Raw genomic sequence first — 12290 nt, 5'->3', positions numbered from 1 at the left:
CACTACTCTTTCTCATCAACGAATTTGTATGCTTTTATTGTGACTCACCTTAACAAACTGGCAATTACTTGTCAACTTTCAGACAATCCGCGATGCTTTGATGAAGGGCCACATATTGAGGACTGTTTGCAGTTTGAGTATAAAAACTTTTTAAAAATGATTTCCAGTTAAAGCGTAATATTCGATAGTGCCAGACATCAAGCTGTGCCTTTTGAGCAGATAGTATTTCCGTAGTTTCGCTTAATAATGTAATAATTTCTTGCGCCTGCAAACCTTGTTCTAGCATAGTGAATATAGGTACTAACAACCTTTCATCTTCATCATGAATAAAAGCATAATTTGTTTGTAACATCATTTGCCATAAAGGACGCAAAATATCTAGAAAAGAAGCTGTATTGAATTTAGGGCTTTTCACTAATTCATCTACTGCGTCCGAGACATGTGCTACACTATGCGCCCAGCCTTTATCCGGCACATATCCCCTTACATCTTTTTCAGCTAATAAATACGCGATCAACTTATGTGTTAATTCTTCTATCTTGTTCGCTTCAATAAAATCCGACTCATTATCTTTTGCTAATATTAGTGCAACTAGTAACATTGTAAAGGTTCTTGTAAAAACTGAATCGGATTCGCTCTCTCCAATGCCTTTATCTAGTAAGTCCGTTACACAGTATTGTAAAGTGTCGTTTAATAATGCAGGATGTAGTAAATCTTGTTCTACAATCATTGTATAAAAGCAACCATAGATTAGTCCGTCTCGTAGCTCACTATCAACTGAGCCAATATGCACTAGCATAGACTGTATAAGTTTATTTTGATCTACTTGTTGCCAAGCATTACTGTCATTTAGGAATGCTTGAAGTTCACATTTTAAATCCGCTTCACTAAATAATGTTTCATGTAATATCATATGTAGTAATTTCTCCTTATGTTTAGAATACATACAATTAATAACATTAATTGTACCTTAATCCATAAGAAAAAACAGCTTATCATGATAAGCTGTTTCCAAATGGTGTTAGTCTGAGATTTCAATCTTCTCCAAATTAGCAACAAAATCATATTGATTTAATGGTTCTTGCCAATTGTACGTGACATTTACACTTTGTCCAATTGCAATTTTATCCTGTACTTCCTGAAGTGGAAACCAGACTCCATTCGTGTGTTTAGTAATGATTTCTTCATTCGATAATTGCCCGATTTCCTCTTGCAATGCCCCTGTCACAACTAAAAATCGGTCTTCCTCCATAGCAACAACTGTCCCGTATTTGTATTGTGTAGAAATGTTAGGTTTAGACACGTTGTATTTGTTTTCTAAATAAGCAATTTGTTGGCCATATTTAGCAGTAAAATAATCCATCGCTTCTTTTTTCACTGCAAAGTAAGCATGCATTTGGTAACTATTTTCGTATTTTCGATAATATTCCTTCATTAGTTCTGCTTGGGCAAACCATTTAAGTGCATTTGCTTCCATATATTTATCGAAAAATTCATCTAATGTTAGATTGAGTTTTGTTAAACCATCTTTAAATACTGTACTCTCTTTATATGACTTTTCATATTTTTCTCTTTCCGCTTGCATCTGCTTCGCAATTGCCTTTTCGCTAAATTTGATGTTTTTACTTTCTGCATAAACATAATAAGCATCCAATTCGAATAATGATTGAAAAGTCATATTAATAGATTCTTGGCTTTCATTTGCCTCAATTGCATCTTGGAAAATCATATCATAGTATGTTTCATCTAATATCGGTACAGCATTTGCTGATAACTCGTCCCCATTGTTGACTTGTGTGTATATAAATAACCCTATACATATTGTCAGGATTACAGTATACATACTATACTGCCCGCGTCTCGATTTCATCGGGATAGCACGTTGTTCAATTTGCTTTACTACATTTGTCATCACACGTTTTTTACTTTCTGTTAAATCTCTTATTACTCGTACATCCATTTTACTCATGCAGCAACACCTCCCATTCAATATGCTCTAGCTTTGGCTTTAATAATTTACGTCCTCTGCGCAGCCTTGTTTTCACTGTACTGTCAGGGATCCTTAGAAGCTTCGCAATTTCAGCAACAGGCATGTCTTCAAAGTAAAAATAACTTAGTACCTCTCGTTGCTTTAATGGTAGTGAGAATATAGCATTTTCGATTAACGTTTGTTCATCTTGCTGAACGAGCATATCCCTTCTTGAGATTGTCTGCTTGGCAAAAATTTTCTGTTGCACTTGAATTTTGCGATAAGTCCAACTACGTAAATAATCTTTACTTTTGTTCATGACAAGCCTCGATAAATAAGCTTTTAATTCTCCACGTTCTTCATATTTTTGCTGATTGTCATAGAACTTAATAAACACATCCTGAACAATATCCTCTGCTTCTTGTAGGTCCTTTACATAATAAAAAGCAAGACGAATAAGTCGTTCCGTGTGCTGTTCCATTATTTCTTCTAGTTCCTTTACTTGCAACGTCTCGCGCCCCTTTCTGTACCCTATAAACGGTGCTCAGAAGCGAAAGGTTTGTTTTTTAGGGAATTATTATTATTTTTCATCAAAAAAAGGAAGAACCATCGTTTTTTCGGTTGAAGATAACACAATATTTGTAGAGGGTGTACCATAAGGCATTGCAGCATCAATAAACTGCTCTAATGTTTCGACAGAGTAAGTTGCGAGTTTAACAATATAACTAATTTCACCAGCTACTCGGTAACATGCCAAAACATCTGGATGGGCATTACAAAAGTCTGACAGGCTTTTACAGTCAATGGACTTAAACAAGACAATCGCTTGAATGGAGCGATCCATTTTCTTAAGATTTACTTTCGTTGTATAGCCTTCAATACTGCCTTGTTCTTCTAGTTTTTTAACGCGTTCGATAACAGCTGGTGAAGATAAATGAACGATTGTCGCTAGCTCCTTCATTGAGATTTTCGCGTTTAATTGTAATTGGCGTAAAATTTCTGTATCGATATTGTCCATTAGAATCCACCTTTTTTTATTAATTGTTTTTTAATTAATTCCTTTCGTTATAAGGAAAATAGACTTGATTACATTATATAACTTCTGTTATTCAGTTACTCCATTTATTACAATTAAAGCAATAAAGGAGGCATCAACCATATGAAAAAAATCTTACTACTTTTAGCAAATGGCTTTGAAGCGGTAGAAGCAAGTGTCTTTACAGATGTGCTAGGCTGGAACAAATGGGAGGGAGATGGCACAACAGAGGTTGTTACAGTAGGATTACATAACAAATTACAATGTACATGGAATTTTCAAGTTACGCCCGAAAAATTATTGCATGAAATTGCACTCGAGGACTTTGATGCGCTCGCCATTCCTGGAGGTTTTGAAGAAGCGGGATTTTATGATGATGCTTTTAGTGAAGCATTTCAACAAGTTATCCGCCATTTTAACGAACATAAAAAACCCATTGCGACGATTTGTGTAGCATCGCTGGCTTTAGGACATAGTGGCATTTTACAAAATAAGATGTCAACTACTTACAATCACCCAACAAGTAAACGATTAGGTCAGTTACAATCTTATGGAGCAGAAGTTATCAACAAACGGATTGTTCACACAGGACACATTATTACCTCTTCAAATCCAGGCACTGCGTTCGATGTCGCCTTTCACTTACTCGAAATGCTTACATCTACTCAAAATACATTAAAAGTAAAAGAACTAATGGGATTTAAATAATCTTTTTTACGAAATAGGATCAGCTTATATTGCTTTCGTCCATTCACTGTGCGAAGCCATATAAGAAGGTCCTATTTATTTTATATGACGAGTTATATTAAAAGCTATGTAAACATAACTTACTGTAAAGCGTAACGATTATCATTTATCGGATAATCGTTACTACCCGATTAAGTCAAAGAATTAGGAGGCAAATGTGAATCGTCCACTTTCCAAACAATTATTAAATGCACGATTTTTTCTGTTGCTCATGATTATTTTGTTTCTAACCCCATCTTTTTTTCCTAGTAGTGCCTGGCTCTTTTCTTTCGCAACGCCACTATTAAATCTCAATACTATATTTTTGAGTATTTTAATAGAAGCTTTACCATTTGTTTTAATTGGGGTTCTAATCGCTGGGTTTATTCAAATTTTTATTACGGAGCAACATATTCAAAAGTGTATTCCAAAAAATAAATTCCTGGCAATTATCATGAGCTGTGTCGTTGGTGCACTATTCCCCGCCTGTGAGTGCGGAATAGTACCCATTGTAAGAAGACTTGTATCAAAGGGGGTACCTATCCATGCCGCAATGGGTTTTATGTTAACGGGACCTCTTATAAATCCTATTGTCATTATTTCTACATATATGGCTTTCGGTAATGATCTAAAAATTGCAGGGTTGCGCATGATATTAGGCTTTATCATAGCCATTATCGTCGCACTGCTTATTAGTATGCTGTTTACTGGAACACAATTTAAAAAGGGTATTCGAACTAATCATGCCCAGCATGGTACAGCAAAACTATCATTCTTTAAAAAATGTTCAAACATGGTCAATCATTCGATTGATGAGTTTTTTGATATGGGCAAATATTTAATCATAGGAGCTTTTTTAGCAGCTTTTGTGCAAACCTTTGTATCTACTAAAACGCTTGTAGACATAGGCGATCATTTTACATCTTCTATGTTAGTCATGATGCTGTTAGCCTATATCCTTTCGTTATGTTCCGAAGCAGACGCCTTTATAGGTGCATCTTTTAGCTCTATTTTTCCAACGCCATCAATACTTGCTTTCTTAATTTTTGGACCTATGATTGATTTTAAAAACACGATTATGATGTTGGGCGTATTTCGATTGAAATTTGTCCTATCCGTACTAACAATCGTGTTTCTCGTTATCTTTTTTATAATATGGCTAATCGCACCTTTTCTTTAAGGAGGCAACTAATGAAATTTCACTTGCAACAAGCTGTAAAGGCCGTTATTTTATGTGCTTTCTCTGTTATGATTTTCAATTTACATGCAACTGGTGAAATAACGAAATTAATTAACCCAAAATATGAGATGTTAAGTAAAACCGTAGCGATTATATTTTTAGTACTGTTTGTAGCCCAATTAAAAAGAATTTTCTCTTTTTCTAATCATCGCAATCATAACGAGTTATGCGAGTGTTGCGCACATAACTTAGTCAACCCACCGTTTAATTGGAAAAGAGTATTATCGTATCTCATTTTAGTTGTTCCATTGTTTACTGGATTTACATTGCCTACAAAATTTTTAGATGCATCCATAGCGCAAAAAAAAGGCGCGACGCTAATGATGACCAATCAATCTCAAGCCTCAAAAAAAGATGAAGTGGCAAGTCGTAACGAAGTCAATAACGATGGTTTGTTGGTAGATCATCCTATTGATCCAAAACTATTAGAAGAAAAACAGGAAATGTCAAAAAAAGAATACGACCTTTTAAAGCAACAACTGGCCCAAAATCCAATTGTCGAGATGACAAATTATATATTCTCAGTATATTACGAGGATATTAATAATAATTTATCACAATATCAAGGCAAAAAAATACGACTAAGTGGTTTTGTGTTAAAAGAAACTGATTTACTAGAAAATCAATTCGTCATTTCCCGATTTTTAATTACGCATTGTGTTGCTGATGCAAGCATTATTGGATTTCTAACGGAAATGCCCGAAGCTGCGAGCTTACAAGAAGATAGCTGGATTGAGGCTGAAGGCACAATTGATATTGGTTACTATAATGGTGTTGAACTCCCTATCATTCGAATCGAACAATGGAAAAACATACAGGAGCCTGCTGAACCGTATATCTATCCAATTGACATTCTCATTAGTATGTGAAATCAGAACCACCAGTCTAACTGGTGGTTTGCTCTACGCGTGAAACGCTGGGGTACTGGCCCATGTCTAAAGACACACTGAAAGGTCCACCAACCGCACTCCGTTTTCACGCTACCACTAAAGTGGTTTTATTTATTTTCTCTTCTTATTTTTTATTTCCTCTCCTGTGAATGGGTCAATGAATTCTTTCATGCTCATTTGATCCTCAAGAATATCTTCTTGTAATTGATTTTTTATATATTCCTGAATAATTTTTCTATTTCTTCCCACGGTGTCTACATAATATCCTCGGCACCAAAACTTCCTGTTCCCATATTTGTATTTCAGGTTCGCATGTCGATCAAATATCATTAAACTACTTTTCCCTTTCAAATAACCCACAAATGATGAAACACTTAATTTTGGTGGGATACTCACTAACATGTGAATATGATCAGGACAGGCTGTTGCTTCAATTATTTCTACTCCTTTTCTTTCACATAACTGCCGAAGAATTCGACCAACATCTACCTTGATTTGTCCATAAATAATCTGTCTTCTATATTTTGGCGCAAAGACGATGTGATACTTACAATTCCATGTCGTGTGTGCTAAACTTTTATTATCCATTTAGATCCCCTTTCGTACGGAGTCGGTTGACCAGACCTGATTTCATTGTACGGCTGGGGGTTTTTTCTTGTCCATAGCTAGAAGCTCTTTAGAACCCCTCGCATAGCAAGGGGTTTTCAAAAAAATACAATAAAAAAAACCGACCTCCTAAGAGATCGGTTTTACTAAAATAATTATTCAGCAGCTTTCGCGCGAAGAACCATTTGTAGGATACCACCGTGACGGTAGTAGTCTACTTCTACTTCTGAGTCGAAACGAGCTAAAGCTTGGAAAGTTTTAACTGTACCGTCTTCAGATTTAGCAGTAACTGTTAAGATATCACGTGGTTTTACATTGTCAGTAATGTTTACAGAGATTTCTTCTTTACCAGTTAAACCTAGAGAATCAGCAGATTCGCCGTTTAAGTATTGTAAAGGAAGAACACCCATCATTACTAAGTTTGAACGGTGGATACGCTCGTAAGATTGTGCGATAACAGTTTTCACGCCAAGTAGGAATGTACCTTTCGCAGCCCAGTCACGAGAAGAACCCATACCATAGTCGTTACCAGCAAGTACTACTAAGCCAGTACCTTGCTCTTGGTATTTCATACATGCGTCATAGATGTACTCTACTTCGCCTGTTGGCCAGTAAGTAGTGAAACCACCTTCTGTACCAGGAGCTACTTGGTTACGGATACGGATGTTTGCAAATGTACCACGCATCATAACTTCGTGGTTACCACGACGAGAACCGTATGAGTTGAAGTCACGGATTGCAACACCGTTTTCGATTAAATATTTACCTGCAGGTGTATCTTTACCGATTGCACCAGCTGGAGAAATATGGTCAGTTGTAATTGAGTCACCGAACTTCGCCATAATGCGTAAGCCGTCTAAGCCTTTGATAGCTTCTGGCTCTTTTGCAAGACCTTGGAAGAATGGTGGGTTTTGGATGTAAGTTGATTTGTCATCAAATGTGTATAGAGACTCAGTTGATGTTTCAATTGCATTCCATTTTTCGTTTGCTGTGAATACAGTTTCGTATTCTTTTTGGAATAATTCACGGTTAACTACAGTACCTAATACAGCGTTAACTTCTTCAGTTGAAGGCCAGATATCAGCGAAGAATACTTCGTTTCCATCTTTGTCTTTACCGAATGAATCTTTTTGTAGGTCGATATCCACAGTACCAGCAAGTGCGTAAGCTACAACAAGTGGTGGTGAAGCTAAGTAGTTCGCTTTTACAAGTGGGTGTACACGGCCTTCGAAGTTACGGTTACCAGAAAGAACAGACGTTACGAATAAGTCGTTCGCTTTGATAGCTTCTTCGATTTCAGGAAGTAATGGACCTGAGTTACCGATACATGTTGTACAACCGTAACCTACAGTGTTGAAACCGATTTGGTCAAGGTATGTTTGTAAACCTGAATCTTCAAGGTAACCAGTTACAACTTTAGAACCTGGTGCTAAAGAAGTTTTCACCCATTTTGGTACAGTTAGACCTTTTTCTACAGCTTTTTTCGCAACTAAACCAGCAGCGATTAAAACGTATGGGTTAGATGTATTTGTACAAGAAGTGATAGCAGCGATTGCTACAGCACCTGTTGGAATTTCTACATCACCTTCAGCAAATTTAGCTACAGAAGTTTTTTCGAATTCATCTTCAGTTAAACCGAAACCTTGAGTTCCTTGTGGAGCCACTACTGCTTCTTTGTAACGAGAACGCATTTGAGATAGTGGAATTAAGTCTTGTGGACGTTTAGGACCAGAAAGGTTTGGTTCGATTTCAGCTAAGTTTACTTCTAATACGTCAGTGTAAACTGGCTCTAATGCTGGATCAAAGAACATGTGGTTCGCTTTTAAGTAAGCTTCAACAACCGCGATGTGCTCTTCGTCACGACCAGTTAAACGCATGTAGTTTAATGATTCTTCGTCAATAGCGAAGTAACCACAAGTAGCACCATATTCAGGAGCCATGTTAGAGATTGTTGCACGGTCAGCTAGTGGTAATTTAGATACGCCAGGTCCGAAGAACTCAACGAATTTACCAACTACGCCACGTTGACGTAAAACTTGTGTTACTTTTAATGCTAAGTCAGTAGCAGTCGTTCCGTTTGGAAGATCACCAACTAATTTAACACCGATAACTTCTGGAATTGGGAAGTATGAAGGTTGGCCAAGCATACCAGCTTCAGCTTCGATACCACCAACACCCCATCCAAGAACGCCGATACCGTTGATCATTGTTGTATGTGAGTCAGTACCTACTACTGAGTCTGGGAATGTTTCGAATGTACCGTCAGCATTTTCGTTTACGTGTACAACTGGAGCTAAATACTCTAAGTTTACTTGGTGAACGATACCTGTTGCTGGAGGTACAGCACGGAAGTTATTGTAAGCAGTTTGAGCCCATTTTAAGAAGTTATAACGCTCAGCGTTACGTTCGAATTCAAGGTCCATGTTAGCTTGTAATGCAGATGCATTACCGTATTTGTCAACTTGTACTGAGTGGTCAATTACAAGGTCAACTGGAATAGCAGGGTTGATTTTGTTTGGATCTCCGCCCATTTCTTTCATTGCTGAACGAAGAGATGCAAGGTCAACTACTACTGGTACACCAGTAAAGTCTTGTAATACTACGCGAGAAGGTTTGAATGGTACTTCAGCTTCTGGATCAGCACCGTTACCCCATTTTGCTAATTCGTTTACGTGCTCTTCTTTGATTACGTATGCATCATATTGACGTAAAACTGATTCTAATAATACTTTGATTGAGTAAGGAAGGTTTGAAACTTTTGCAACGCCAGCTTTTTCAATCGCAGCTAAGTCATAGTAATTGTAAGTTTTACCATTAACTTCGAATGATGCGCGGCTGTTGTGTAAATTACCTTGTGCCATTTGCGGATCCCCCTAAATATCTTTTTGAAAAGGCCTATGTAAAGCATCTTTTCTCCACCACCCATAATAACGTATTTATATTCATAAGTAAATTACATTAATATTATCTTTTTCAATAAGTATTTCTTATGACAAGTGATGTCTTTTATTTATTTTACATGAATGAGCGAATTTGTGACGAAAATGACATATTTCGGCCTGTTTTATTTTAGACATTTTTTAAAAAAATATGCACATTTAGTTTGCAACAATAATAAAATTAGTTGTTTACTATAAAAATACAGGCATTGAACCCCCGAAGCACCAAATAATAAAGGAAAATCAATCCATTCAGTTCGATACAGTATCCTTTGTGACCAGAGACTTTAACGCCATACTAAGCTCTTGAATTTGATCGGTTGTACTAGTCATCATTTCAAGCATTTGATGTTCGTCCTCAACCGAAAGTAAAATGTCACTAGTAGAAGCAGCATTTTCCTCCGTCATCTCATTCAACTTTTCAATTTGTTCTTGAATTTTTTCAAATTGCAAAATGGCACTACTTAATTCATTCATACCACTTGTTAAATCCGTATTGGTTATAGCAAAGGTATCTTTTAAAACGTTAAAGAAATGGCTGACATCCTGCAACAGCAATTCACCATATTGTAGTGCTTGTTCTCCATCATTCGAACGTTGTTGAGCTTCCGTTGATTTTTCGAATATTGTTTTAGTTACATTTGTAATGCTAACCGTAATGGCCGCACTTTCTTCTGCCAATTTCCGTACCTCATCAGCAACGACAGCAAATCCCTTTCCTTGTTCGCCTGCTCTAGCAGCTTCAATCGTGGCATTTAATGCAAGTAAGTTCGTCTGTTCTGCTATATGTTGGATACCTTTCAACAAGTTATCCACTGTGTGCAAACTTTGTTGCAATGCTTGGACGGTCTCGGCAGTTGAACCGATTGCATTGTTCATAACACTCATTTGAGCCATCGCCTCTTGCATTTTGCCCCACCCTGCTAATACTTCCTGTTGGAGATTACTAGATTTCGCTACCGTATCCTGTGATATGGAAAAGGTTTTATTAACAAATTGTACGGATTCCTTCATTGTTCCGTGAATCATTTGTAAACTTGAGGCTTCCTGTTGAATACTAGCCGCGATATCTTCTGTGGCTTGTAATATTTGCTTACTTGACCCCGAAATACTGTGCATAGTTTGTTGAAAACGTGTAATATGCTCATCTAGTCTATAGCTACTTTGTTCAATTTGATTGAAGGTCATCTGTAGTTGAGCGAGCGAAGCTTTTACTTCATTTTGCTGCGCCGCTGCATGTGTAATTAGCTCATTTCCCCATTTAGCCAGTAGAAAGAAAACAATCATAATGCCATTGGTAATGGCTAATAATGTAATGAATACAATAATATCGTTGAAAGGTCCCAAGAGTGATTCCGATTTCACTATATATAAAATCACGAAGCTTACGTTTAGTATGATCCCAAAAAAGATAATCAGTTCCTTTTTAAAGTACAACGCAATAATGGCAATTGTACAAAGCAAAATATAATGCTTGTTCAATGAAAAACTATCTAGTAAAAACAATGTGAAAACGATACTGGATGGGATCATGCCAAATATAAATCCTTTAATATATGTTTGGATAGGTAAAAAATAATTACATAAAGCGAAAGCAATTACCGCCAGACCAATAAATAAGAACATAATTCCTTTTGTAAGTATCATTGGGCCACAAATAAGAATAGCTAAAATTGAAATGATGGCTAAATTAACACGATGAACTTTCCGTGTATCATAGCGAATATTGACATCCATTATATTCCCCCTAAAAAATGAATAGACATTCAGTTTGTTTTTCTATTATTATATAGTATAAACATTGCTTTTTGTAGACAAAAAAGGTATTTTAGAGAGAATTTAGCTTTTTTAATCAGAAGGGAGATTTTTTAATGGAGAGCGTACAAAAAATAGCACCAAACTTTTTTTGCATTGATACGCACGATTTGAATCGGAAGGAACGCACCAGCGCTTATTTACTTATCGATGAGAAAATTGCGTTGATTGAAACATCTGCAAGTCCTTCCGTGCCCTATATAATAGAAGGTTTAAATGAATTGCAAATTACACTAGATGATATTGACTATGTCATCGTTACACATATTCATTTAGATCATGCAGGCGGGGCTGGTCTTTTTCTTCAAAGTTGCCCGAAAGCAAAATTAGTCGTACATCCCCGTGGTGCTGGGCATATGGTTGACCCAACCCGCCTAATTGCAAGTGCAAAGGCTGTATATGGTGAAGAATTCCAACGCCTCTTTGACCCAATCGTACCGGTTGCGCCTGAACGGATTATGGAAGCTAGGCATGGCGATATTTTATCATCGGGCAATCATCAACTAACTTTTTACCATACAGAAGGTCATGCCAAGCATCACGTATCCATGCATTACTCTGCGACGAATGGAATGTTTGTAGGTGATACAACAGGTGTCTGTTATCCAGAGTTGGCCGATGAAGCAATTGATTTAATTATCCCTTCAACTTCCCCGAATCAGTATGATCCGGATACGATGGAGCAATCGATTCAATTATACGAAAAACTTAACGTTCAGGAATTGTATTTCGGTCATTACGGTGCTTATCAAAATCCAACAGAAGCCTATCGTCAAGTTCGTTACTGGACGCCGTTATTTCTAGTTGAAGGAGAAAAGGCACTAGCTTCACCGGGTACTTTAGCACAGCAAGCTAAATTATTAGATACGAGATTACAAGCACTATTACATCAATATCTACAGAGAAATGGTATTGCAGAAAGCCATCCCGTCTATCAAACACTTCCTTTTGATACAGCAGTATCAGCAATGGGCATTCTTGATTATTTGCAAAAAAACAAACCATCTACTAGCAAATAGATAAAGAATCTGCTCATTTCTCACGATAACTTTGAGAAATGTTGCAGATT

The 12290-nt window shown here is 36.8% G+C and carries 11 protein-coding genes and 1 other annotated feature (1 of these 12 cut by a window edge); of the genes, 4 read left to right on the top strand and 7 right to left on the bottom strand.

Annotated elements, in window-relative coordinates:
* Positions 1 to 28 (bottom strand) — a binding site (T-box leader); it reaches 211 nt to the left of the window's first position.
* Between the two features lie 36 nt (positions 29 to 64).
* The 4 genes from T479_RS09975 to T479_RS09960 all read right to left on the bottom strand — a co-directional run bounded on the left by T479_RS09975 (position 65) and on the right by T479_RS09960 (position 2987).
* Positions 65 to 913 (bottom strand): DUF2785 domain-containing protein, encoded by an 849-nt coding sequence (locus tag T479_RS09975; protein WP_025219440.1) that lies wholly within the window; start codon positions 911 to 913, stop codon positions 65 to 67.
* A gap of 108 nt (positions 914 to 1021) precedes the next feature.
* Positions 1022 to 1969: a DUF3221 domain-containing protein gene (locus T479_RS09970; protein ID WP_025219439.1), complete on the bottom strand. Its 948-nt coding sequence runs from the start codon at positions 1967 to 1969 to the stop codon at positions 1022 to 1024.
* Complete coding sequence (locus tag T479_RS09965; RefSeq protein WP_025219438.1) at positions 1962 to 2477, bottom strand: sigma-70 family RNA polymerase sigma factor; 516 nt, start codon at positions 2475 to 2477, stop codon at positions 1962 to 1964. Before T479_RS09965 ends, T479_RS09970 begins: the two co-directional genes overlap by 8 nt.
* A 72-nt stretch (positions 2478 to 2549) precedes the next feature.
* Positions 2550 to 2987 carry an Lrp/AsnC family transcriptional regulator gene (locus tag T479_RS09960; RefSeq protein WP_024361823.1) on the bottom strand — a complete coding sequence of 146 codons (438 nt, stop codon included), beginning with the start codon at positions 2985 to 2987 and terminating at the stop codon, positions 2550 to 2552.
* A gap of 141 nt (positions 2988 to 3128) precedes the next feature.
* On the opposite strand from T479_RS09960, the gene T479_RS09955 reads away from it, so the two are divergent.
* The 3 genes from T479_RS09955 (at position 3129) to T479_RS09945 (ending at position 5840) form a co-directional block, all read left to right on the top strand.
* Entirely contained in the window at positions 3129 to 3713 is a 585-nt protein-coding gene (locus T479_RS09955) for a DJ-1/PfpI family protein (RefSeq protein WP_025219437.1), read from the top strand.
* Between the two features lie 196 nt (positions 3714 to 3909).
* On the top strand, positions 3910 to 4911 hold the full coding sequence (locus tag T479_RS09950) for a permease (RefSeq protein ID WP_024361825.1): 1002 nt from the start codon (positions 3910 to 3912) through the stop codon (positions 4909 to 4911).
* 11 nt (positions 4912 to 4922) lie between these two features.
* A complete protein-coding gene (locus T479_RS09945; RefSeq protein WP_025219436.1) occupies positions 4923 to 5840 on the top strand; it encodes a TIGR03943 family putative permease subunit in 918 nt (305 codons plus the stop codon).
* A 132-nt stretch (positions 5841 to 5972) separates the two neighbouring features.
* On the opposite strand, the gene tnpA is transcribed toward T479_RS09945, so the two are convergent.
* The 3 genes from tnpA to T479_RS09930 all read right to left on the bottom strand — a co-directional run bounded on the left by tnpA (position 5973) and on the right by T479_RS09930 (position 11143).
* Positions 5973 to 6449 (bottom strand): IS200/IS605 family transposase, encoded by a 477-nt coding sequence (gene tnpA / locus T479_RS09940; RefSeq protein WP_025219435.1) that lies wholly within the window; start codon positions 6447 to 6449, stop codon positions 5973 to 5975.
* Positions 6450 to 6622: 173 nt separating this feature from the next.
* On the bottom strand, positions 6623 to 9328 hold the full coding sequence (gene acnA, locus T479_RS09935) for an aconitate hydratase AcnA (RefSeq protein WP_024361827.1): 2706 nt from the start codon (positions 9326 to 9328) through the stop codon (positions 6623 to 6625).
* Between the two features lie 330 nt (positions 9329 to 9658).
* Entirely contained in the window at positions 9659 to 11143 is a 1485-nt protein-coding gene (locus T479_RS09930; RefSeq protein WP_025219434.1) for a methyl-accepting chemotaxis protein, read from the bottom strand.
* 134 nt (positions 11144 to 11277) lie between these two features.
* Here T479_RS09930 and T479_RS09925 point away from each other — a divergent pair, with 134 nt between their 5' ends.
* Positions 11278 to 12240: an MBL fold metallo-hydrolase gene (locus T479_RS09925; RefSeq protein ID WP_025219433.1), complete on the top strand. Its 963-nt coding sequence runs from the start codon at positions 11278 to 11280 to the stop codon at positions 12238 to 12240.
* Positions 12241 to 12290: the final 50 nt, after the last annotated feature.

The sequence above is a fragment of the Lysinibacillus sphaericus genome (assembly GCF_000600105.1).
Taxonomy (GTDB): Bacteria; Bacillota; Bacilli; order Bacillales_A; family Planococcaceae; genus Lysinibacillus; species Lysinibacillus sphaericus.
This window is presented reverse-complemented; position numbering and strand designations above follow the sequence as displayed.